The sequence below is a fragment of the Thermococcus aciditolerans genome (assembly GCF_008152015.1).
Taxonomy (GTDB): Archaea; Methanobacteriota_B; Thermococci; order Thermococcales; family Thermococcaceae; genus Thermococcus; species Thermococcus celericrescens.
The window spans coordinates 638087-660381 of sequence record NZ_CP041932.1; the positions used below are offsets into that span (position 1 = coordinate 638087).

Sequence of the window (22295 nt, forward strand, 5' to 3'; positions counted from 1 at the left end):
CCCACCTCACCCCAATCCCCCCGGTGGTGTTATGTACCTGACTAAAGAGGAGGAGCTGATTCTGGCGGGGGAGTACGGCTACGCCCTCCAGAAGGCGATGGAGATACTCGTCGCCCTTGGGGAAATTTACGGTGCTGAGAGACTCATTCCGATAAAGAGCGCCCAGATTGCAGGCGTTTCCTACAAGAACATCGGCGATGCGGGGATGGAGTTCCTGAGGGACTTCGCCGACGCCGGCGCAAAGGTCAGCGTCTACACGACCCTCAACCCCGCGGGCATAGGCGACGATGAGTTTATGGAAAAGCAGAGGGAAGTTCTCGAGCTCTACAGGAGGATGGGAATCGAGATCACCTCAACCTGCACCCCGTACTACGGCGCGAACCTTCCGAAGTTCGGCGACCACATAGCATGGAGCGAAAGCTCTGCCGTCAGCTTCGCCAACTCCATCCTGGGCGCAAGGACGAACAGAGAAGGCGGCCCCTCGAGCCTGGCCGCCGCGATAGTCGGCAAGACTCCCAACTACGGCCTCCACCTGGACGAGAACAGGAAAGCGACGGTAGTGGTCAACGTTGACGCGGAGGTGGAAACCTTCGTTGACTACGCGGCCCTCGGCTACCACCTGGGCAGGACGCTCGGCAACGATGTGCCCTACCTCAGGGGACTAAAACCCGAGAGAACCGAGCTCCTCAAGGAGATGGGAGCGGCGATGGCAGCGAGCGGGTCGATAGCGCTCTACCACGTGGAGGGCGAGACCCCCGAGTACCGCACCGCAATAGCGGAGGAACTTGAGACGATAACCGTTGAGGATTCAGATATTCGGGCCGTACGGGAGGAGTTCAGGGACGACTGGACGGACATAGACATGATCCTCATCGGCTGCCCCCACGCATCCCTTGGCGAGGTGAAGGAGATTGCGGAGCTCCTCAGGATGCGCGGGAGGCCCCTCAGGATACCCCTGTTCATCACGGCAAGCGGCGCGGTCAAGGCTTTGGCCGATGCCCTTGGCTACACTGAGATAATAGAGCGCTACAACGGGAGAATAATAGCGGACGTCTGCTTCGTTGTCTCCCCGATAAAGGGATGGTATTCGGGTATAGCCACCAACAGCGGAAAATCCGCGTTTTACTTCCGCTCATTCGGATTCAGCGTCAGGCTGGACGATGCAGAGAACTTGATAAGGGAGGCGCCGTGAGGTGGCGGGAATGAAGCTCAAGGGAAGGAAGATAGTCGGGGGAAAGGCAGAAGGAGAGCTGATAGTTTCCAGGAAAGCCCTTTCGTTCCTCGGCGGTGTTGACCCCGAAACGGGCATCGTCACCGATGCGGAGAGCGACATAAGGGGGCAGAGCATAGCCGGGAAGATACTAGCATTCCCCCGCGGGAAGGGCTCGACGGTCGGTTCCTACGTCATCTATGCCCTGAAAAAGAGCGGGAAGGCACCGAAGGCCATAATCGTCGGCGAAGCTGAGACCATAGTCGCGACGGGTGCAATAATAGCCGGCATCCCCATGGTCGATGGCATCGATGTTTCGAGGCTGAGGAGCGGGGAGCGCGTTAAGGTCGATGCGGACTCCGGGGAGGTGGAGGTTCCCGAACCCGGGGAGTAGGTTTTTAACCCCTCTCGACTCTTTATTCTGGGAGGAAAAATGTCGAGGGGAATTTACGAGTGCGTCAGGTGCGGCCGCAGGGAGGTCGTCGACTCCAGCGAGCCGGTTCTGGAGAGAAGCTGCCCCGCGTGCGGCGGCGACATGGTTCTGGTGGGCTTTGAGGCCGGGGCCGAAAACGCCGAAATCCCCGGAGCCCCGAACGAACCATCCGTCTCCCAGCGCGTTCCTCTCCACGCCGTTCATCCAGCGGCACTTCCACCGGCTGTAGCGGCGAAGCTGAGTGAGTTCTACGTCATCGAGCCCCGCGGGGTCGAGGGCAACGTCTTCACATTTGAGGTCAGGGATGTCCTGGAGGGAGACTTTGAAAGGGTCCTGAGGGAGCTCGAGGAGCTCGGCTACTGGGCGGCCCTCAAGAGGCGCGGGGGAAAGGTTCTCCTCTACGTCTTCCCCGCCGGGGAGGTCAAGGAGGACAACCGCTGGCTCCCCTGGGTCTTCTTAATCGCGACGATATTCACCACGTTCCTCGCCGGGTACTGGCTCTCCCTGAGCTACATCTCCCTCCTCGACGAATACGGTCTACCTGGGATAAGAAACCCCTACGTCAACGCGCTGGCATTTTCAATAAGCGTCATGGCGATACTCGGAACCCACGAGCTGGGCCACAAAATAGCCGCGGCCTACCACGGCGTCCGCGCCACGATGCCCTACTTCATCCCGTTCCCCAGCATGCTCGGAACGATGGGCGCGGTGATAAGGGTGAAATCCCCCCTGCCAACGAGGGACGCCGCCATCGACCTCGGCGTGAGCGGCCCAATAGCGGGTTTTCTCGTTGCCATTCCCGTCAGCATAATAGGGTTAAAGCTGTCGGTTCCGGTTCCCATCAGCATGGTGCCACCAGCGGGAGGGATAACCTTCGGTGAGAACCTCTTTTTCATGCTCATTGAGAAGTACGTGGTGACTTTCCCCGAGAACAGCGTCGTGTTCCTCCATCCGGTGGCAATAGCCGGCTGGGTCGGGATACTGGTGACCTTCCTGAACCTCATCCCCGCGGCCCAGCTTGACGGGGGCCACATAGCGAGGGCGTTCCTGGGCGAGAGAACACACCGCTACCTGACCACGGCCGTCGGGCTCGTGCTCATAGGCATGAGCTTCCTCTGGGTAGGATGGCTGATATGGGGAATCCTCGTCCTCATGATGGGGGCCATGGGCAACCCCGGCGCCCTCGACGAGGTGTCCCCAATATCGAAGAAGAGGATGGCCCTGGCGCTGGCGGCGCTGGTGCTCTTCATACTCTCCGCAACCCCTGCCCCGATAAGCGCTACCGGCTGACCCGCCCCTTCTTTTTCTCCTTGAGTATCTGCTCGATGTCGTAGTATATCGAGTCCCTCGAGACCCCGAACATCCTCGCTATTTCGGAGATGTTGAGGACGCGGGGGTTGTAGTTGAACTCCTCAAGAACACGCCCCAGGAGCCGCCTGCGCTCCTCAACGGTGCACTCGTTCAGCGGCCGCCTCTCCAGGGGGGCGTTGTAGACGGCAACCGCGACCGCGTAGGTTCTCCTCGTGACCGGCGTGATGTACGTCCCTATCTCGAAGTCGACAACGGACGCACCGGGCGGGAGCTTCAGGTTCACCTTCTCAACGGCCTTTGCTATCGCGTCAGCCCTGCTCTTACCTGTTGAGTACTCAGCTATGACCCCCTTTGCCATATCTTGATGCGGATCGACCAGCATCGTAACGGTAAGGTTCATAAAAGCTCCAAAGGCCAGATTAATCTTCGCGGATGATATGAAGCCCTGGCGACGTGACAGGATTTCCTCCGACTGGAGTACGACGTTCCTTGTACAATCTTCAACGCTCGCAGAGTCGTGTTGGATACTTACCAATTCCACGGGACCACCCCTTGAGGTTTCCGCAATATTGAGTATGCTTCCCCTAAATTTGGGCAGAAAGCTATATAAGTTTTTTCGGGCCTAAAATAGGGTGAAGTAACTCCCCGGAGGTGTCGGAAAATGTTTAGGCTAAGAAGGAAGAAGGGTCAGGGCGCCATCGAGTACCTGTTCATGATCGCGGCGGCCCTGGTTATAATCTTGATTGCTGTTAGGTATGTTGGACAGAGCGGCCAGCAGGCCAGCGAGCAGGGGAACATCGCCCAGCTCCAGGCTCAGGCGGAGCTGGCTAAGAGCAACTTGGTTGGAAGAAACGCATGGGATGATGATTATACAGTGGACTGGGGAGACAATGGAAATAAGACTATTGTTATTAAAAATACATCAGGCACCCCACTTGTTAATAGTACCGCAACAAATGCGGATAAATACAAGGATCTGATTGGAAGCACTCCCAAACTTAAGACAGTATATGACAACTGTATGTCCGGAAATGAAAACTACTGTTACATTCTGATAGACCTCGGCTGACGCCGAGGGCGCGTTTTTAACTCTTTTCTCAGGTGGTCACAATGCGTGCCCAGTCTTCTCTCGAATACCTCTTCATGCTTGCGAGTATGTTCATCCTCGTTTTCGTGACGCTCTTTGCGTATAACCGCGGTGTCCTCCCTCACACCATAGAGACCGGCGAGCAGGTGAACATTCTCCAGCTCCAGAACGATGCCCAGTACATCGTCGTCCAGCTGAAGGCCAACGGGCTCTGGGAGAAACTCAAATCCAAAACCGTGACCCTCTCAGAGTCGAACGGCGAAACCACCTGCAGTGTTGATGGGACATCATACAGCGGTACCCACTCAGGGGTTATAGATTATTCAACGGATGGCAAGACCCTCGAGGAAATCTACAACGACTGCATGAACGGCAACGCGGGCGCGTGCGAGGTTATAATCTGCTCGCTTGGGGCAGATTGAAGGCCTGTAAAGTCGATGGGCGTTCAGAGTAGAATATGTTGGCGCCGTTTGGGATTATAAAGATCCCTAGGTATTTTATTCTGCATTTTGTATTCCCTGTTTCCAGTTTGGTTGTGATACCCCTATGCGAATAGCGCGCCTTGGAGATAGCAACGAAAAACCTTTAACGTTCCTGCGGCAACTATTCCCTTAAGGTGACTGCCATGGGGTTCTTTTCCTTCGGCTCCAAGAGGGGCAAAATCAAAAAGCTCATCGAAGAGGAGCGCTTTGATGAAGCGCTGGCAATCGTTATAAAGGATAAAAAAGCCCTGGAGGGTTTAATCGAACTCCTAGATGAAAGCTCTCCCGGGATCAGGGGAGATGCCCTCCTGCTGCTCGGAATGGTGGCCGAGCGGAGGGGCGACCTCCTGGAGGGCCGGCTGAGGACGGTGTTCCCAAAGGCTGTAACCCTCACCCTAGATAGGAACCCGTACGTCCAGGAAAACGCCATGGTGCTCTCCTACGAGCTCGCCAGGCGGTTTGGAGGAGCTGTGAGGGCGCTACGGGCGGAGGTAAGCGACGATATAATCAGGGCGCTGGTTGAGGGCGGTCGGAACCTCAAGGGGTTCGCGGCACTCATGGCGGGAGGGCTCGGTATGACGGAGGCAAGGCCCTACATCGAGGAGCTCGTGGGCGTCGAGGATAAGGTTATACTCCCGTTCGAGGGCAGGAAGTGGGTGCCGCTGGGGGAGATAGCGAGGGAGGCCCTTGAAAAACTTCCATAAGCTGAAATCGAATTGATGTATTTTTCCCATCATTCCATTTATGTTGCGAAAGATTAATAAGCCCGTTCGTTTTAACTACTTCAGGTGATACCATGCTTGGAGAGTTGCTGTTGCTGTTTTTCCTGTTCCTGGCCATCATGGTGGTGGTCAAGGTAGGCTTTGCCATAATCAGGTACCTCCTGGCCAACGCGATAATCGGCCTGATTATCCTGTGGTTCACGAACTGGATAGGCATTTCAGACGTGCCGCTGACGGCGCTGAACGTTCTGGTGGTTGCTATAGGAGGAATCCTGGGCGTCATAGCCCTCATAATAATCTCATGGTTCTAGCTGAATCTTCCCCCATTCCTAAACTTTTATAAATTCCCTGCTTTTTTCATTCTCAGGTGGGGAAAACCGGCCGAAAAACGTTCTGAAGGGGAGTGATGCTCATGTCTCACAAGTCAGCTGAAATGTACGAACTCAAGAAGAAGGTCGAGGAACTGAAGGGTTATCGAGGTCGAGCCACCGAACTGGTGAGCCTCTACGTCCCCGCGGGTTATGATCTCAACAAGGTCATGCAGCAGCTGAGGGAGGAGTACGGGACGGCCCAGAACATCAAGAGCAAGTCAACCCGAAAGAACGTCCTCGGCGCCCTTGAGAGGGCGATGCAGCACCTCAAGCTCTACCGCAAGACCCCCGAGACCGGCCTGGCCCTCTTCGTCGGAAACGTCAGCGAGCAGGAGGGCGTCAGCGACATAAAGCTCTGGGCGATAATCCCGCCCGAACCCCTCAAGGTCCGGCTCTACCGATGCGACCAGACTTTCATCACCGAGCCGCTGGAGGAGATGCTCCGCGTCAAGGACGCCTACGGCCTCATAACCGTTGAGAAGAACGAGGCCACCATCGGAGTCCTCCGCGGAAAGCGCATTGACGTCATAGACGAGCTGACCTCCAACGTCCCGGGCAAGACGAGGGCCGGTGGTCAGTCGGCCAGGCGTTACGAGCGCATCCGTGAGCAGGAGACCCACGAGTTCATGAAGCGCATCGCTGAGCACGCCAACAAGGCCTTCCTCCCCCTCCTGGAGAAGGGCGAGCTGAGGGGCATCATCATAGGCGGCCCCGGACCGACCAAGGAGGACTTCATAGACGGCGAGTACCTCCACCACGAGCTCAGGAAGAAGATAATCGGCGTCGTTGACATCAGCTACAGCGGAGCCTACGGCCTCAAGGAGCTCGTCGAGAAGGCCAGCGACATCCTCAAAGACCACGAGGCCATAAAGGAGCGCCACCTCATACAGAACTTCTTCAGGCACCTCGTCAAGGACACCGGGATGATAACGTACGGTGAGAACGAAGTCAGGAAGGCCCTGGAGCTCGGCGCCGTCGATACGCTCCTCATCAGCGAGGGCTACGACAGGGTCAGGGTCAAGGTCAAGTGCAACAGCTGCGGCTGGGAAGAGCTCAAAACCATGAGCGAGTCCGAGTTCCACGTTTACAAGAAAAAGCTCACCCACTGCCCCAAGTGCGGCAGTCAGAACCTCAGCTTCGAGAAGTGGGACGTCGCGGAGGAGCTAATAAAAATGGCGGAGGAATCCGGCTCCGAGGTGGAGGTCATCTCCCTCGACACCGAGGAGGGCCAGCAGTTCTACAAGGCCTTCGGCGGAATCGCCGCGTTCCTGAGGTACAAGATTCAGTGAGTTCCTGTGCGTCTTCTTTTTTCTTCAATCACACGGGGAATTCAGGAAGGACGCTTGAACTCAGCCCAGCACCTCGGCGAGCAGCTTTCTTATATCCTCCTTCACTTCGTCTCCATCCATCATGTACGGGGGTCTGAGGACGGGTTTTATTGAGAAGCCGCGGAGCGACATGGCGAGCTTTATCGCGGAGCCGAAGGATGAGGCAAGGTCGTAGACCCTGGACAGCTTTGCCAGCCTTCTGGCATGCTCAAAAGCATCCTCGAACCGCTTCTCATGGAACGCCTTCCAGAGGGCCAGGTGAACCTCAGGGGCGAAGTTGGCGCAGGCCATTATCCCCCCGTCCCCACCCAGAACGAGCGTGTTCAGGAAGTGCTGGTCGAGGCCGGTGAAGACCATGAAGTCATTCCTCTCCCCTTTGACCTCGAGGATAACGTCCCTGATATGGTTTACGCTGTCAATCGTCTCCTTCACACCTGAGATGTTCGAATACTCGAGGGCGAGGCGCTTGATGAGGGAAACGCTGAGCGGGTTGGCGCAGGAGGGGATGTTGTAGAGGATGATCGGAATATCCGTACTCTCGGCCACGGTCGAGTAGTGGGTGAACAGGGCGTCGTCGTTCAGGGGGCAGTAGTAGGGGGGCGCTATCACGACGTAGTCGGCCCCTATGTCCTGGGCGTGCTTCGTAAGCTCAACGACCTCAACGGTGTTCGAGGAGGCCGTACCGACCAGGTAGAACGCCGACTTGACCAGCTCCCTGCCCCTCTCGGCGAGGAGCTTCCGCTCGTTCAGGTTCAGGCTCGTGAACTCACCGGTTGTCGCGTTGATGAATATCCCGTGGACGCCGACCTTCTGGAGAAACTCGATGTGCTCCTCGAGGGCGGGAAAGTCAATGGAGTAGTCCTCGTTGAAGGGCGTTACAAGGGGCACTATAACACCGCGCATGGAATCACCGAAGATTCTGGGGGAATGGGGTATTTTAGGGTTCCGGGAAGTTTTTAAGTATCGGTACCGATACCAAGTATCGGGGGCGGTACCTATGCTCTTTGACCCAAGACCAAAGGAGAGAAGGGGAGAGATGTTTGACAGAGAGGTGGAACTTGAAGCCATCCTCAGGGGTATGGGGGAGTACCCGATAACCCTCATCATAGGAATCCGCCGCGTGGGTAAGAGCTCCCTTCTAAAGGCGGCCCTCAACGAATATCCCGGAATCGGGCTCTACCTCGATGCCCGCCGGCTCTACGCGGCCGGAAGCGGAAGCATAAGCGCCCCAGTAATGACGGACGAACTCAGGAGGATACTCCTGGGAAGGGGCCGTTTTGGATTCCTCAGGGGTATGAGCGTTGAGAAGGTGAACCTTGGGGGAATTCAGATCAAACCCCGGGATATGGGGTTCATGGACGTTCTTGAGATTATCAACGGGATTGGGGAACGGACAGGCCATAAAGTCATCCTGGCCTTTGACGAGGCTCAGTATCTGAGATTCTACGGCTCCCGGGGCGGAAAGGACCTGCTGGCTGGCATAGCCCACGCCTATGACTCAATGCCGAACCTGAGTTTCGTATTCACCGGCTCGGAGGTTGGACTTCTCCACGACTTTCTGGGGCTGGATGACTACTCAAGCCCCCTCTACGGAAGAATCTATGAGGAGGTTGAGGTCAGACCGTTTCCAAGGGAGCTTTCCGAGGAGTTCCTTAGGGTGGGCTTCTCGGAGGTTGGGTTGAACGTACCGCAGGATGACATCAAAAGGGCCGTTGACGAGCTGGATGGAATACCCGGATGGCTCGTTGAGTTTGGATTCAATTACTGGAAAAAAGGAGACCCCAAAAAGGCCCTGGAAACCACGATAGCAAAGGCGAGGAACATGATACGGGAGGAGCTTCTTGAACTTGAAAGGCGCTCCCCAAGGTACGCCCTCATTCTGCGCGCGGTATCCATTGGACTACACAGGTGGTCCAAAATAAAGGACTACGTGGAGGCAAAGAGCGGCCCCATAACGAACGCCAGGCTGGGCAGCCTTATCAGGAACCTGGAAAAGATGGGGTGGATAAAGAAGGAGAACGGGGAGTACCTGATAGTAGACCCCGTGGTGGAAAAAGTGTTGAGGGAGTGATCACATCTTCTCCGGCGCCTCTATTCCGAGAAGCTCGAGCGTGTTCCTCAGCACCTGCTTCGTCGCCAGGACGAGCAGCAGGCGCTCCTCCAGTATTCCTTCCTCCGCCTTGAGCACGGGGTGGTCCATGTAGAACTTGTTGAAGAGCGAGGCGAGCTCGTTGGCGTACCACGGGATGAGGTGAGGCTTGACGTCCCTGCCCGCCTGCTCCACAATCTCCGGGAACTTGGCGAGGAGCTTTACCAGTTCCTTTTCCCTGTTGGTGAGCCTCGAGAAGTCCGCCCTCTCCATGAGGACCTCCCAGTCGGTCTCAATGCCACCGTCCGCGGCCTTTCTGAGGATGGACGCACACCTGGCGTGGGCGTACTGGACGTAGGGGGCGCTGTCTCCCTCGAAGTTGAGAACATCGTCCCAGCGGAAGGTTATCACCTTGTCCGGGCTGTACTTAACGAGGTTATAGCGGACGGCGCCGACTCCGACGGCTTCGGCTATGTGCTCCTTCTCATCCTCACTCAGGCCGGGGTTCTTCTCCTCCACGAGGGCCCTGGCACGCTGAACGGCCTCGTTGAGAACCTCATCGACGGTAAAACCGACCCAGGTTCCTTTCCTGCCCGAGAACTTGCCCTCCTCGCGGACAACGTGTTCATACGCAAGGTGGTGGAAGTTCTCGGCGGAGTCCTCAAAGCCGAGCAGCTGGAGGGCGTACTTGATGGCCATCTGGGGGTGCTTCTGCTCGGCACCGATGACGTTGATGACCACATCAGCTTTTCCGAACTTTCCGGGCATCGCTCTCCCATCGGGGGCGGTCGTCCAGGTTTCGTGTTCTTCGTTCTCCCACGGCTTGTAGAGCATGTCGGCGGTGACCTTACCGAACTTCCAAAGGTGATAGGCTATGTCCTTGCCGGTGTAGGTCGCCGTCCCGTCGCTCCTCTTGAGGACGAGGAATGGGTTCTTCATGTCCGGGAAGAGCTTTCTGAGGTCCATCACGAACGCTCCCTTATACTTCCCTTCCTCTGCCCAGAAGAAGTTCTCGTTGGCCTCGATGAGCTCGTAAGCCTCGCCGAAGATGCCGCTCCTCATTATGTCGCTCTCCCAGCTGAGGAGGTCGTAGGTTATCTTCATGCGGCCGGTCGTGAGCATCTGCGCCCTGACAACCCTCTCCGCGAGCTTTCTGCCGATTTCCGCTATTTCGTTGTCCCCCTCCTCGAGCTTCTTCATCAGCTCACGAACTTCCCCCTCAACATCGGGGTTCTCCTCTATGCGCCTGTTCACCTCGACGTAGAGGAGGCCCATAACGTGGTCAATGAAGTCCTCCTTGAGGCCCTTTTCCCTCATCTCCGCCTCGATCCTGTCGAATTCCTCTTTGAGGTTCAGGTAACCCCAGAGAACCTGGGCAAACTGGACGCCGAGGTCGTCTATGTAGTTCTGAACCTCGACGGTGTAGCCGAGCTTCCGCATTATGCGGGCCATCGTATCGCCGAGAACCGAGTTCCTGGCGTGTCCCATGTGGAGCGGCTTCGTCGGGTTCACGGAAGTGTGCTCGACGATGACCTTCTTCCCATCCCCAAGCGCGCTCTCGCCGTATGCGTTTTTCTTCTCAAGTATCTCGCGGACGAGCTCCCGTCCGAAGGTGCCGTAGTTCAGGTAGAAGTTGATGTAGCCGTTGACCGCCCTGACTTCTGAGATTTCCTCGGGGAGCTTCCCACCGAGCCTCTCCGCAAGCTCCTCCGCTATGAGCTTTGGCGCCTTCCTGAAGACCCGGGCAAGCTGAAAGGAAACCGCCGTCCCAAAGTCGCCGAGCTCGATGTTTGGGGTGTCATCAAACGTTATCTCTCCGCTCCATTCCTTCCCTGCCTCTTTCAGCATGTCCTCAAGGGTTTCCTGAAGGATGAGCTTCATTTTCTCCTTAACTTCGCCGTATCCCATCTCACACCACCGGTCGTGATTTGGGATATGGACTATAAAGTTTTGCGTGGTGGCGGCGGGGAGATGGAAAACGATAATAACCTGAAGGATTTTCTATTTAGGGGATTTGGTATGAAGAGGGTCGCCGTCCTGCTCGTAATGGTCCTTCTGGTGTCCTCGGCTGGATGCATCGGGGAAAAAGAGCAGGTTGAGACCACAGGAAAGCTGGAAGCCATGACCAAGGAGGCCGAAGCACTGGGGTGGGTCAAAACGGGGGAGGGATACTCCGAAACCTACGAACTTTCGATTCATGGGTTTTCCCTTGTGAAAATTCCCTACAGAATAATGCTCTTCAGAAAACCCACTTATGAGAACAGACGGATGAAAGAGCTGGAGGGACTTTTTGAATTTCTCAACATCAGTGAATCCATGGAAACTCCCGATTTTACCACCATGGCGGTTGGATGGATAGACACGTCAGATGTGCCGGCCAGGAGGGCTTTGGCGGCCGTTCTTGAGAAGGAGATAAAAGACACCCTTGATTCAGAAGTCGCAGAGATGTTGAATAAAATGGGGCTCCCAATAATCTCGGAAGGGGAGTGGAAGGAAAGGGACGGGATGATGCTTAAAAAACTGTACGCAAGATATCCTGTGGGGACGTTCAGGACCCAGTACGGCACCGTTGAGCTGGGGAATGTGAAAGTGGAGATACGTGAATACCTCATCCAATCAACCAGCGGCTATGGCATTGTTATAGTCGCCGTTCCCGAGGACTACCATCGGAGGATCGTGCTGCGTCCCCTCGAGTTCGTTGAGGTCGAGGTCGAGATCGACTGGAACCTCCATGACGGTTCTCTGGTGTCGGACGCGGAGAGCGTGGCCGGGGTGGTTAAATGAGGGCGCTGAAAATCATCGGTGCCATCCTCGCGGTGATGGCGCTGGTTTTCATCCTAACAGTGGCCACAATGGACGAACCCCGAACCCTTGTGCCGTCCACGGCCCCCGACAAATGGAGCCCCGAAGGAACACAGGTGAATGCCATCTCTTACGGCCCTGCAGAGGTGAGGTACACCATAACGGAGTACTCGTACACTGGGTTCGCCCGCGACATGGGAAACCTCTCGCGGCTGGCCGGCGTGAGCGTGTCTCTGAAAGACGGGGTTGTGGGATACGTGGCGGTTGTCGATCTCTCATCGGTTCCATCGACGGTGCTTCCCCTGGTCCGCGGGAAGGTGGAGGAAGAGGTCATGGGGTTCATTGAGGACGAGGTTTTCTCCATGGCAGGGGAACTGGGGCTGGAACTGCAGGAGAGGTACACCTCCGGGAAAGACGTTGTGTGGCGCTTCTCGTTCCCCCTAGAGCTTCCGGGGGTGTTCGGTGGGAACACTACAAAAGAAGAACTGCCTGTGTACGTAAGGGCACGCACAGTGTGGCACGGAAAGACCCTGGTGGTGGCCCTTGTAGCGTATCCTGACGGCACTCTGGAGGTATCAGGAGGAAAACACTCCTTCGGAAGCCTGTCGATATCGATAACCGCCAGGATACATCTGGAATATTCGGACGAGGCTGAGGGCTTTCTCCTGTGGGCGGGCGATGCCGAGCTCGAAGAAACATGACCCAACCTTTAAAAACTTCTTCCACCAATTTACTCTGGAGGTGGGTAGAATGAAACATCATGTGGGCGAGCACAAGGCGAAGAAGGGACTCATCAGGATAGAGTTTGATGAGAGGGACGGCAGGGCCGAGCACGTCAGGATCACGGGAGATTTCTTCATGCATCCCGAGGAGGCGGTCCATGAGCTGGAGCAAAAGCTCGAGGGGCACGGGATCGACGAGCTGGAATCCCTGATGGATGAGTTCTTTGCGATGAGAATGGACATTGAGATGCCCTACGTAAACATCGAGGACTTCAAACTCGCACTCAAAAACGCGCTGAAGGAGTGATGGACGTGCTCGATGTGAAGGTTCCGAGGAGAACCCTGGGGCACCTGCTGCTGGTGTTCCTGCTCTCCGCCCTCGGGGGATACTGGGCGGGGGCCGCCAGTCCGGACACGGCCCTTGAGGCAGTTCGGAAGATAATTGGGCAGATCGGGCCGATCTCAGACTCCAGCTTCCACAACTTCGTCAAGATATTCACCAACAACTCGATGGTGGCACTCCTCACCTTCATATCGGGCCTTTTCTTCGGTCTCGGCCCGTGGTTTATAATGGCCTTCAACGGCTTCGTCGTTGGACTGGTGGTGCTTGCGGTTCACCGGATGGGCGGGATGCCGATGGGGCAGATACTCCTCGGTCTGGTGCCCCACGGCGTCGTCGAGATACCCGCGATAGCCCTCGCCGGCGTCGCCGGTATCGTCTGGTACAGGGAGATAATCTCCGGAGAAGGTGATGGGGGAGAAAGGTTCAGAAGGGGGGCAGTTAAGGGCCTGAAGCTTTTCGCCCTGTCAGTTCTGCTCCTTTTCGTCGCGGCCCTCATTGAGGCCTACGTAACCCCCAGGGTTGCGGGCCTCTGAGGGCCCTGCCTCCCCAATCTTCATCGCGCTGAACGTTCCGAACTCTTCGTACGTCTCGATCTCGCCGAGTATGACGTCCAGGGGGTTCTCAAAGCCGCTCACAACGCTCCTGAGGTACGCCCGGTAGCTTCCGTTCATCTCCATCATGCGCTCTGCCATCATAGCGACCTTCACAGGATCGGTTGAGTGGAACTTGACGCCTTTCTCGACGAGCCACCGCGTCACCGCGAGCAGTCTGCCGGGGTAGGTGGAGATCGTTGGGGTTCCAAGGGCTATGGCCTCGCGGTTCATCGTTCCGCCCGCCCCTATCATAAGCCTGGCGTAGTAGAGCAGGCTGAGGCTGTCAACGGGCTCCTCCGGCATGATCACGTTGTCGAAGCGCTCGAAGCGCTCCCTCTGCTCAGGAGTCCTGGGGAAGAGAACTATGGGCACCTCTGGGAGGAGGGGTATAACGTCCTCAAGGATGCTCTTTCCGTGTCCGTTGAAGTAGTTGGCCTTCACGGGCTCGGTGCGCATGACGATGTACTCGTTCCTCCTGACGCCGAGCTTATTCAAAACCTTCCGGTTGGGAACAAAGCCGTAGAGGTGAGACAGCTCGGAGAAGCCGTTTATCGGCCTCATACCGTTGGGGTCGGCGCCGCATCTGATCAGTTCGTAGGCATCTATGGCCTTGGGGAACACCAGGAGTTCGGTGTAGGGGAGTATGAGCTTGTTCTGGCCAACGGCGGTTTCGTTGTCCACGAAGCCTATCGAAGGAATCTGAAGACCAAAGGCGACGCGCGGTGCCTCCGCGGAGTGCTTGTACAGAGCCAGGTCGGGCTTCTCCTCCACTATGAGCTTGCTGAGGCGGTACATCCTCTCGGTACCGGCCACGAGCTTGCCCTCGAGGGTGGCACCCCCGTGCCTTCCGACGACGTAGTAATCAAACCCGTACATGTCGAGGATGCCCGTGAGGCCGTCGAATTCGCGCGTGGTTATTAAAACCTCATGCCCGGCCTTTTCGAGTTCCCTGATTATACCCTTGAAGAAGTGAACGTGAGGGGAGTTTGTTATGTCGATCCATACCTTCATTCTACCCACCATGTTACTGAACAGCTCTGTTCAATATAAGGCTTTCCCAAAAACGGTTGTGAAGCCTTCTTTTCAAAGCTTTATCCGTGCATTTTCAAGCAAAAGAACGTTTAGAACGCTTTCTCTCCATGAAAACGACCATGATTGAAACCAAAAATCTGTCAGGCATGTCCTCGCCCCGTAAAATGGCCCAACACCCCATACATCCCAAGAAACCGGGTCAGAAACCGTTTTCTGGAAAAGGCTTTTATTCATGCGGGGAAAGCGTTGATAGGTGGTATGAATGAGGGACAGGATAGAGAAGAGAACGGCGGAGATAGCTGTCATCGGCCTCGGGTACATCGGCCTCCCGACCGCGATAATGTTCGCCAACGCGGGCTTCAAGGTTACCGGATATGAAATAAGGAAGGACGTTGTTGAGAGGATAAACTCCGGAAAGGCCCACATAGTCGAGCCGGATATAGACGATCTCCTCAGGAAGGCCATTGAGAGCGGAAAGCTGCGGGCAACGTCGAATCCTGCCGACATCAGGGGAAAGGACGTCTACATAATCTGTGTCCAAACGCCCCTAAGGGAGGACAGGACGCCCAACCTCACCTATCTGGAAAGCGCCGTTGAAACCGTCGCAAAGGCGATGAAGCCGGGTTCACTCATCGTTATCGAGAGCACCATCCCCCCGCTCACGACGGTTAGAATGGCCGAACTCGTAGAGGAGCTGACCGGGTTGAAGCCGGGAAGGGATTTCTACATGGTTCATGCGCCGGAGAGGGTGATGCCGGGCAGGATATTCCGGGAGCTGGTGTACAACTCGCGCATCCTCGGTGGGATAACCTCCGAAAGCGCCGAGCTTGCCGAAAGGCTCTACCGCTCCTTTGTTAAAGGACAGATATTCAGGACAAAATCGACCGTCAGCGAGGTCGTCAAGCTCATGGAGAACACGTTCAGGGACGTCAACATCGCCCTCGCGAACGAGTTTGCTTACCTCGCCCACCAGTACGGGATAAACGTCTTCGAGGCCATAGAACTGGCCAACAGCCACCCGCGCGTTAAAATCCACGTTCCGGGAATAGGCGTTGGCGGCCACTGCCTTCCAAAGGACCCCCACCTTCTCGTCTGGCCGGCGAAGGACGACTTTGGTCTCATAAGGCTCGCGAGGGAGATAAACGACGGTATGCCCCTCCTCGTCAAGGATCTTCTTTTCGAGGCGCTGAGAACCATCAACCTCCCGCCGGAAAAGGCTGTGGTCGCGGTCCTTGGGCTGGCATACAAAGGGGACAGCGACGATACCAGGAACTCCCCCGCCTCCGCCTTCGTGGAAGCCATCGTGGATGACGTGGCGGAGGTAAGGACGTACGACCCGTTCGTGGAAGGAACCCACGGGAGCCTCGAGGAGGCCCTGAGGGGCGCCGATGCGGTGGTAATAGCGACGGACCACACGGTCTTCAGATCCCTCGACTGGGAAACTCTCGGGAAGCTCATGCGGAACCGCGTTCTCATCGACGGCCGCCGCGTGGTCGAGGTGCCGCCCGAAGGGTTCGTCTTCAAAGGCGTCGGGAGGGGGGAGTATTGAAACCCGCCTTTGTATTCGGAACCCGGCCGGAGATAATAAAGCTCGCGCCGGTAATACGGGCGTTCCTTGATAGGGGCGTTAAGCCGCTCCTGATTCACACCGGACAGCACTACGACTACGAGATGAGCAGCGTCTTTCTGGAAGAGCTGGAGATGCCCCCCATAGACCACCACCTAGAGGTCGGTTCGGGAACGCAGGCCGAGCAGACGGGTCTAGCGATGATTAAGATCGAGAAGGTCCTGATGGATGAGAGGCCGGACGTCGTGCTCGTTCAGGGGGACACCAACACCGTCCTGGCCGGGGCTCTAGCCAGCGTCAAGCTCAAAATCCCCGTTGCCCACGTGGAGGCCGGCCTCAGAAGCTTTGACCGGACGATGCCGGAGGAGATAAACCGCATCCTGGCAGACCACGCGAGCGAGGTTCTCTTTCCCCCAACGGAGGAGGCCCGGAAAAACCTGGAGCGCGAGGGCATAACGGAGAACGTTTACATCGTTGGCAACACGGTCGTCGATGCCGTTCTCCAGAACGCGGAGGTGGCGGAGAGAAAGAGCGATGTGCTCAAGAGGTTTGGACTGAAGCCGAAGGAATACGTACTCATAACCGCCCACCGCGCCGAGAACACCGACAGCAGGGAGAACCTCGAAAGACTCATTGAGATTCTAGAAGGGCTTCCAATAAGGGCGGTTTACCCGATGCATCCCCGCACGAGGGGCAGGCTCGAGGAGTTCGGCCTCTGGGAGAGGGTGGCCTCAATAGAGAACCTGACCGTGACAAAGCCCCTCGGCTACCTCGACTTCCTGAAGCTCGAGAGGAACGCCTTCGCGATAATGACCGACTCGGGCGGCGTCCAGGAAGAGGCGATAATCCTAAACGTGCCCTGCCTAACGCTCCGATACAACACCGAGAGGCCGGAAACCGTCGCCGCGGGCGGCAACGTTCTCGTAGGCCTGGAAAAGGAGCGTGCCCTGGGGCATCTCCAGAAACTCCTGGAGGACAGGGAGTTCTACAGGAAAATGGCCGAGGCAGCGAATCCGTTCGGTGACGGAAAGGCCGGGGAGAGGATAGCGGAAATTCTGCTGGGGCTCCATAAGAGGGGTGAGCTGATGGTTAAGGGCTCAAAGTTTATTTAATCTGAGCCGTTCTCCGTTTTTCCCTCCAATTCAAAACGCTCAGCCTGATGCGCGATAACCTCAGCGGCCCGCCTCAGGAGGTAGTCCTGGTAGCCCTTGAAGGCAATGAAGCCCTCGGATTCGTCCGAGACTTCAGCGATGATGTAGGCCTGGAACTGGGCCCTGCCGGTTTTCTCAAAGGACGTCAGGGCCGTTTTCTTATCCACAGCGTTTCGGTAGTTTATGTAGTGGGTTGGATCGCCGGCACTGGAGTAGACGGCGACGGCCCTCACGCGCCCCTTCGAGAGAACAGGAGAATAGCTGATGTCGAGCCCCTCGACCCAAACGGCCAGAAACTGGCCGTCACACTCCACCGGGGCGGAGAGGATCAGGACCTTGTGTCCCCCGGCCCTCAATTCGTCGGCGACTAAATTTCCAAAAGGAGAATCCGGGTACACACAAAAGCCCTCATTAAAGGTCGCGTTGGCGTCCTTTGAGCCCCCAACCTGAGCGGTTGAATGTGTTTCGGACTTTGCCAGAGCAAAATTGCCGAAGTAGAGCGCGAGAACCAAAACCACCAAAACTACGATGGCGATATATGCCCTCCTCATGCACTCCCCCCAAACGCAATAAAACTCTAAAAATTTAAACTTTTCGAAGTTACAGTTAAACGAACAGGGGTCCTCCATGGGTTACTGAATTGGAGTTATAGGACACTAACGACCAGAGTTTGAAGATAGTGCTTTGCCCAGCATATCTTCGACCGTTCTCGTGAGGTTCTGAGCCCGCTGAAAAGTTTCTTCAAGGGTTCGTGAGAGCTCCTCCCCATTCTGCCCGCCGTGTTCTCCAAAGATGGCGAAGAATTTCTCAATTATCGCTTTAGAAGTCTCCGTAGAGTTTCTAACGACCTTCAGAGTATCGTTGTAAACCCTCAGCGCGTACTTAGAGCTCAGGGAGCTGTTCCCAACGTACCAGTCTGTAGTGTCCAGGAGTTCACGGATCATGGAAGAGTTCAGGTCACTTGCATTGTAGACGCCGCCCTCCAGGGATATTCCCATCCCACCAGCGGACTGGTTGTACTCCGGAACTCGGGGTCCGGGCGTTTTTGCCCCCTCTGCTGGTGAAGTCCACGTGAATGGAACCTCCCCGTTAAGTCCTTCCAGTGTCTTTGAGAGCGAGCCAAGGGAGGAGAGGATACCCGAATGCACCATTGCCATTAGAATAAACATAATGATAATTGTCACAACCTTTCTCATAACCCTCCCTACATTAAGTACGGTTCTCCAAATTTAAAAGTTACTGCAGTATTGTTTAAATCCCAAAACATTCCAAAAAATACGATATTTTCAGGAGACCCTAAATCTCCGTGCCAATGTATATGCCGTGCCTCGTCCTGACTATCCGCACCCTCACCATGTCCCCTACCTCGGCGTCGGTGTTGATGACCTCGATGAGGCGGTTCCGGGCCTTCGCGAGCATCTCACCCTTTATCCTCCCCGGGAGGACGACCTCCGCCTTGACGATTTCTCCCGGCCGGAAGGAGAGGGGGATGAACTCGCGTTTTTCCATTCCGAAGTGCTTCGGCTTCAGGACGAGCGGCCTCATTCCGGTTTTCTCCTCAAGCTTCCTGAGCCAGGCGTAGAAGTCCTTGAAAGGAACAAGCTTAGCTATTGTGGGGTTCCTTCCGAACTTGTAGGGGATGTAGTTCTGGAAGCCGAGGGCCGGCCAGCGCTTTCCGGCGCCGATTTTTCTCGCGAACTCTATGAAGGCCTCGGCCTCGTCGTCGTTTATGCCGAATATTATGACCGGAGCGATGAGGACGTCGATTCCAGCGTTCACCATGGCCTCGGCCATGTCCAGAACGTGCTCAAGGTCGTAGTCCTTCCTGCCCATGAGCATCCTCGCCTTGTCCGGATCGAGGGAGTGGAGCGAAAGGTTCACACGGTCGAGGCCGGCCTCCGCCAGCTCCTCGACGAGTTTGTCCGTGAGGAGTGTCCCGTTGCTCTGCATCGAGATTACAGACACGTTCGGGTGCTCCCTGAGCGCCTGGACGAGCTCAACGCGGAAGGGATAGATGAGCGGCTCACCCTGGCCGTCGAGATGGGCCTCGAGGCCCCTCCCCTTTATTCTCGCGACCTCATCGAACCATTTCATCAGGTAGTCAACATCAACCACATAGTCGAGCTTCCTCGTCCTCGAATACGGCCCCTCATCAACGGAGCAGAAGACGCAGCTGAGGTTGCAGCCGCTCACGCCGCGAATCTGAATCAGGTTGGTCCCCCTGTCAATCAGGCCGAAGGCGTTGTATCCCAGGAGCGGGACGTCAAGTCCCTCGTGGATATAGAAGACCCTTCTGTTGGTGTAGCGGTTTCTCAGGATGGCGCCGAGGTTGTTCTGGATGTATATCGAGATGTACTGCTCGATGCCAGGGTAGTCCGTGTCGATGACCATGGCTCCGTTGCGTACCGTGATCTCCGGCTCAACGCGGTACTTCCGCCGTATAATCCTCGCCAGCTCGCCCTTGTCGAAGTCCGCGTAGAGGGTCTCTCTCCAGACCAGCCTGATGCTCTCGCCGGCATCCTCAAAGGTGACGTGGGGAAGGTGAACCTCGATCATGTTCCGGGGTTTGGGACCATTCTTAAAAATCCGACGATGGATAAAACATCCCGACATGGGTGGGCCTCCAGGGGCGTCACTGCCCAAAGGTTTTTAAGGGAAGACCTGTTGGCATCATGCGGGCATGGAAACATTTTAATATTATTGAATTAAACAGTCTAACAGTGGACTAGTGTGGGTGATATGGAATGTGGGGAAAGATTGAGCATTATTTTGATGAATATCCAGTCAGGAAGCAGATAGCCAAGACCCTCCTCAAGTACGGCCTCAAGGTCTCCGATGACCTCAAGATCAAGGCCGGTGATATCGAGGTTCCGTACACCAAGATCGCCAAGGCCCTCGACGTGGATAGACGTGTCGTCAAGGAAACCGTCGGCATGATACTCAAGATACCCGAGCTGAAGGAGATATATACCAACCTCGAGCCGACGGTTCACATGAAGTACGTCGGCAGGCACGTCGGCTACGGCGTCATCGAGATAGAGCCGGAGCCGAGGGCCATCGGAATACTCGCCAAGATAGCCCTCAAGATAGCCGAGCGCGACATCAACATCGTCCAGGTCGTCGCGGAGGACCCGGAACTTTATCCCGAAGCGACCCTCACGATAATCACCGAGAAGCCCATCCCCGGCGACCTCATCAACGAGCTCTCCAAGCTTGAGGGCGTCAAGAGGATTTCGATATACTGATGGTTCGTTCCCATCCTTCTCATCTTTCATCATTTTGAATCCTGCGATTCTTGTTCCAACCTCCTCCGTCCGGAGCACAGGCATCCAAGACTCACTTTTCTAAACGCAATCCCTGTGGTTTCTTCATCCCCTCAGATGGAGATGGACAAACTGGACATATTGCTCCTATAAAGCGGTGCTCCATGAAGAACCCCTCTTGTCATTAAAGAACAAATCTGATGCCTTCATTTCAACCAAAAGTTTTAAACCTTTGTTATTCGCAGGTAAGGTTTATAAGTCAATGTTAAAAACCAAAGATTAGCTTCCCTTAACTCTGTTCGGACATGTCCACCAACCGCTGGAGGTTGATGATATGGGAGAAGCAAGCAAAATAAGCAGATACCTGTACACGGTGATCGTACTGTTCTTGATATGGCTGGCCATAACGGCCAGCCTGGACGTACAGGAGCTGGGATTCGGCCTACTGCTGTCGCTCATAGTCGCGGCATTCACCTACGAGATATTCACCACCAACGGCCTGGCGAACCTCCACCCCAAGAGGATAGCTTACATGATAGCGTACATCCCCTACTTCCTCTGGGCCATGATCATGGCCAACCTCGACGTTGCCTACAGGGTCCTCCACCCCAAGAGGCCCATAAGGCCCGGAATAGTGAAGTGCAAAACCGTTCTCAGCAGCGATGTCGGAAAGCTCGCCCTGGCCAACTCGATAACGCTGACCCCCGGAACAATAACCCTCGATGTTGACGAAGATGAGTACTTCATCCACTGGATATGGGTTCCGGATGAGGCCCTGACCGAGAGCGAAGAGGAGCACGTTAAGGCCTCCTCCGAGGGAATAACCGTTCCCTTCGAAAAGTTCCTGAAGGTGATCTTCGGATGATAGGGATAAACATCTACCTCGCCCTGATAGCGATAGCAACGCTGCTCAGCGTGTACAGGGTTTTCAGGGGACCGACTACCGTCGACAGGCTCGTTGCGGTTGATATCATGACCACCATCACCGCGGGACTCATGGTGCTCTTCGCACTATACTACGAGCGCATGATATTCCTCGACGTGGCCCTGGTCTACGCGATACTCGCCTTCGGTGGAGTCATAGCATTCGCGCGCTACATGGAGGGAGGACTATGAACGCTCTGGCTGCGATAGGGGAAGCCCTCGTCCTCATAGGAACGTTCTTCTACTTGCTGTCAGCCCTGGGTCTCATCAGGATGCCCGACGTGTACAACAGGATGCAGACCTCGACCAAGAGCGCGACCCTTGGAAGCCTCGGTGTCATGGTCGGTGTTGGCATCTGGGCGCTCGGTACCGACTTCGGAAGCGCGGCATGGCTCACCAAGACCGTGGTCATCGCAATCTTCCTGCTGCTCACCAACCCGATAAGCGCCCACGCCCTCATCAGGGCCGCATACAAGAGCGGCATACCCCTCTGGGAGGGCAGCGTTGTCGATAAGTACCGCGAGCACCTGGAAGGTAAGGAGAAGGCCCCCGAAGAGACCCCCAAGGAGGGTGGTGAGGAATGAACGGCATAGCACTTATCGAGTACCTGATAGTGGGCATAATGATAATCTCCGCAGTGCTCGCCGTCGAGTGGAGGGACCTCCTGGCGGCGGCGGTTGGAATGGCGGCGGTGAGTCTATTCGCGTCGCTGCTGTTCTTCATGCTGCAGGCTCCGGACGTCGCAATGACAGAGGCTGCCATAGGCGCAGCGCTCAGCGGTGCGATATTCATCTTCGCCATCAAGAGAACCCAGCGCTTTGAGACCGAGGAAGAGGAGAAGCCCGGCTGGTGGGTGAGGTGGTGA

27 protein-coding genes are annotated in these 22295 nt (G+C 56.1%); 20 read left to right on the forward strand and 7 right to left on the reverse strand.

Translation table 11 applies throughout. The annotated features are described in order from the left end of the window. The first annotated feature begins 31 nt into the window (after positions 1 to 31). From FPV09_RS03495 to FPV09_RS03505, 3 genes are read left to right on the forward strand one after another with little or no spacing between them, the layout of a single operon-like run. Complete coding sequence (locus tag FPV09_RS03495) at positions 32 to 1192, forward strand: aconitase X catalytic domain-containing protein (protein WP_148882394.1); 1161 nt, start codon at positions 32 to 34, stop codon at positions 1190 to 1192. A gap of 10 nt (positions 1193 to 1202) precedes the next feature. After that, positions 1203 to 1604 carry a DUF126 domain-containing protein gene (locus FPV09_RS03500; RefSeq protein WP_148882395.1) on the forward strand — a complete coding sequence of 134 codons (402 nt, stop codon included), beginning with the start codon at positions 1203 to 1205 and terminating at the stop codon, positions 1602 to 1604. 39 nt (positions 1605 to 1643) lie between these two features. Then, on the forward strand, positions 1644 to 2933 hold the full coding sequence (locus FPV09_RS03505) for a site-2 protease family protein (protein WP_148882396.1): 1290 nt from the start codon (positions 1644 to 1646) through the stop codon (positions 2931 to 2933). Here the strand turns inward: FPV09_RS03505 and FPV09_RS03510 are convergent. Beyond that, positions 2923 to 3495: an IS630 transposase-related protein gene (locus tag FPV09_RS03510; RefSeq protein WP_168194722.1), complete on the reverse strand. Its 573-nt coding sequence runs from the start codon at positions 3493 to 3495 to the stop codon at positions 2923 to 2925. The two genes, FPV09_RS03505 and FPV09_RS03510, sit on opposite strands and share 11 nt — an antisense overlap. A gap of 120 nt (positions 3496 to 3615) precedes the next feature. Here FPV09_RS03510 and FPV09_RS03515 point away from each other — a divergent pair, with 120 nt between their 5' ends. From FPV09_RS03515 to prf1, 5 genes are all read left to right on the forward strand, one after another. Then, positions 3616 to 4023, forward strand: a complete 408-nt coding sequence (locus tag FPV09_RS03515; protein ID WP_148882397.1) for a class III signal peptide-containing protein — start codon at positions 3616 to 3618, stop codon at positions 4021 to 4023. Positions 4024 to 4064: 41 nt separating this feature from the next. Continuing rightward, the gene (locus tag FPV09_RS03520; protein ID WP_148882398.1) at positions 4065 to 4463 is read left to right on the forward strand and encodes a hypothetical protein; all 399 of its coding nucleotides are present in this window, start codon (positions 4065 to 4067) and stop codon (positions 4461 to 4463) included. Positions 4464 to 4666: 203 nt separating this feature from the next. After that, complete coding sequence (locus FPV09_RS03525; protein ID WP_148882399.1) at positions 4667 to 5227, forward strand: hypothetical protein; 561 nt, start codon at positions 4667 to 4669, stop codon at positions 5225 to 5227. Positions 5228 to 5319: 92 nt separating this feature from the next. Beyond that, positions 5320 to 5556 carry a pro-sigmaK processing inhibitor BofA family protein gene (locus FPV09_RS03530; RefSeq protein WP_148882400.1) on the forward strand — a complete coding sequence of 79 codons (237 nt, stop codon included), beginning with the start codon at positions 5320 to 5322 and terminating at the stop codon, positions 5554 to 5556. A gap of 101 nt (positions 5557 to 5657) precedes the next feature. Then, positions 5658 to 6905 carry a peptide chain release factor aRF-1 gene (prf1, locus tag FPV09_RS03535; RefSeq protein WP_148882401.1) on the forward strand — a complete coding sequence of 416 codons (1248 nt, stop codon included), beginning with the start codon at positions 5658 to 5660 and terminating at the stop codon, positions 6903 to 6905. Positions 6906 to 6965: 60 nt separating this feature from the next. Here the strand turns inward: prf1 and FPV09_RS03540 are convergent, their stop codons facing one another. Next, positions 6966 to 7847 (reverse strand): dihydrodipicolinate synthase family protein, encoded by an 882-nt coding sequence (locus FPV09_RS03540; protein WP_148882402.1) that lies wholly within the window; start codon positions 7845 to 7847, stop codon positions 6966 to 6968. Between the two features lie 94 nt (positions 7848 to 7941). Here FPV09_RS03540 and FPV09_RS03545 point away from each other — a divergent pair, with 94 nt between their 5' ends. Continuing rightward, positions 7942 to 9015, forward strand: a complete 1074-nt coding sequence (locus FPV09_RS03545) for an AAA family ATPase (protein WP_148882403.1) — start codon at positions 7942 to 7944, stop codon at positions 9013 to 9015. Here FPV09_RS03545 and FPV09_RS03550 read toward each other — a convergent pair whose 3' ends face one another. Continuing rightward, positions 9016 to 10941 carry an arginine--tRNA ligase gene (locus tag FPV09_RS03550; RefSeq protein ID WP_148882404.1) on the reverse strand — a complete coding sequence of 642 codons (1926 nt, stop codon included), beginning with the start codon at positions 10939 to 10941 and terminating at the stop codon, positions 9016 to 9018. A gap of 27 nt (positions 10942 to 10968) precedes the next feature. On the opposite strand from FPV09_RS03550, the gene FPV09_RS03555 reads away from it, so the two are divergent. Genes FPV09_RS03555 through FPV09_RS03570 form a run of 4 tightly spaced genes read left to right on the forward strand, consistent with a single transcriptional unit; the run spans position 10969 to position 13433 of the window. Further along, a complete protein-coding gene (locus tag FPV09_RS03555) occupies positions 10969 to 11817 on the forward strand; it encodes a hypothetical protein (RefSeq protein WP_148882405.1) in 849 nt (282 codons plus the stop codon). Further along, entirely contained in the window at positions 11814 to 12536 is a 723-nt protein-coding gene (locus tag FPV09_RS03560) for a hypothetical protein (protein ID WP_148882406.1), read from the forward strand. The genes FPV09_RS03555 and FPV09_RS03560 overlap by 4 nt, the downstream gene beginning before the upstream one ends. Positions 12537 to 12585: 49 nt before the next feature. Further along, the gene (locus FPV09_RS03565) at positions 12586 to 12864 is read left to right on the forward strand and encodes a lipoate protein ligase C-terminal domain-containing protein (protein ID WP_148882407.1); all 279 of its coding nucleotides are present in this window, start codon (positions 12586 to 12588) and stop codon (positions 12862 to 12864) included. Then, on the forward strand, positions 12864 to 13433 hold the full coding sequence (locus FPV09_RS03570; protein WP_148882408.1) for a stage II sporulation protein M: 570 nt from the start codon (positions 12864 to 12866) through the stop codon (positions 13431 to 13433). Before FPV09_RS03565 ends, FPV09_RS03570 begins: the two co-directional genes overlap by 1 nt. On the opposite strand, the gene FPV09_RS03575 is transcribed toward FPV09_RS03570, so the two are convergent. Further along, positions 13365 to 14504, reverse strand: coding sequence for a DUF354 domain-containing protein (locus FPV09_RS03575; RefSeq protein ID WP_148883659.1), 1140 nt, complete (start codon positions 14502 to 14504; stop codon positions 13365 to 13367). The genes FPV09_RS03570 and FPV09_RS03575 overlap by 69 nt on opposite strands. A gap of 283 nt (positions 14505 to 14787) precedes the next feature. Between FPV09_RS03575 and FPV09_RS03580 the strand changes: the two genes are divergently transcribed. Together FPV09_RS03580 and wecB are read left to right on the forward strand one after the other, a co-directional pair. Continuing rightward, entirely contained in the window at positions 14788 to 16074 is a 1287-nt protein-coding gene (locus FPV09_RS03580; RefSeq protein WP_148882409.1) for a UDP-N-acetyl-D-mannosamine dehydrogenase, read from the forward strand. Beyond that, entirely contained in the window at positions 16071 to 17204 is a 1134-nt protein-coding gene (wecB, locus tag FPV09_RS03585) for a non-hydrolyzing UDP-N-acetylglucosamine 2-epimerase (RefSeq protein ID WP_148882410.1), read from the forward strand. Before FPV09_RS03580 ends, wecB begins: the two co-directional genes overlap by 4 nt. Here the strand turns inward: wecB and FPV09_RS03590 are convergent. The 3 genes from FPV09_RS03590 to FPV09_RS03600 all read right to left on the reverse strand — a co-directional run bounded on the left by FPV09_RS03590 (position 17201) and on the right by FPV09_RS03600 (position 19799). Then, on the reverse strand, positions 17201 to 17794 hold the full coding sequence (locus FPV09_RS03590; RefSeq protein ID WP_148882411.1) for a hypothetical protein: 594 nt from the start codon (positions 17792 to 17794) through the stop codon (positions 17201 to 17203). The genes wecB and FPV09_RS03590 overlap by 4 nt on opposite strands. A 105-nt stretch (positions 17795 to 17899) precedes the next feature. Continuing rightward, positions 17900 to 18439, reverse strand: a complete 540-nt coding sequence (locus FPV09_RS03595; protein WP_148882412.1) for a hypothetical protein — start codon at positions 18437 to 18439, stop codon at positions 17900 to 17902. Between the two features lie 100 nt (positions 18440 to 18539). Beyond that, positions 18540 to 19799, reverse strand: a complete 1260-nt coding sequence (locus tag FPV09_RS03600) for a radical SAM protein (protein ID WP_058938679.1) — start codon at positions 19797 to 19799, stop codon at positions 18540 to 18542. A 188-nt stretch (positions 19800 to 19987) separates the two neighbouring features. Between FPV09_RS03600 and FPV09_RS03605 the strand changes: the two genes are divergently transcribed. From FPV09_RS03605 to FPV09_RS03625, 5 genes are all read left to right on the forward strand, one after another. Beyond that, complete coding sequence (locus tag FPV09_RS03605; protein WP_014788042.1) at positions 19988 to 20488, forward strand: hypothetical protein; 501 nt, start codon at positions 19988 to 19990, stop codon at positions 20486 to 20488. Between the two features lie 352 nt (positions 20489 to 20840). Beyond that, a complete protein-coding gene (locus FPV09_RS03610; RefSeq protein ID WP_058938677.1) occupies positions 20841 to 21371 on the forward strand; it encodes a Na+/H+ antiporter subunit E in 531 nt (176 codons plus the stop codon). After that, positions 21368 to 21622 carry a monovalent cation/H+ antiporter complex subunit F gene (locus FPV09_RS03615; RefSeq protein WP_058938676.1) on the forward strand — a complete coding sequence of 85 codons (255 nt, stop codon included), beginning with the start codon at positions 21368 to 21370 and terminating at the stop codon, positions 21620 to 21622. Before FPV09_RS03610 ends, FPV09_RS03615 begins: the two co-directional genes overlap by 4 nt. Further along, the gene (gene mnhG / locus FPV09_RS03620) at positions 21619 to 22014 is read left to right on the forward strand and encodes a monovalent cation/H(+) antiporter subunit G (RefSeq protein WP_148882413.1); all 396 of its coding nucleotides are present in this window, start codon (positions 21619 to 21621) and stop codon (positions 22012 to 22014) included. Before FPV09_RS03615 ends, mnhG begins: the two co-directional genes overlap by 4 nt. Then, on the forward strand, positions 22011 to 22295 hold the full coding sequence (locus tag FPV09_RS03625; RefSeq protein ID WP_058938674.1) for a DUF4040 domain-containing protein: 285 nt from the start codon (positions 22011 to 22013) through the stop codon (positions 22293 to 22295). The genes mnhG and FPV09_RS03625 overlap by 4 nt, the downstream gene beginning before the upstream one ends.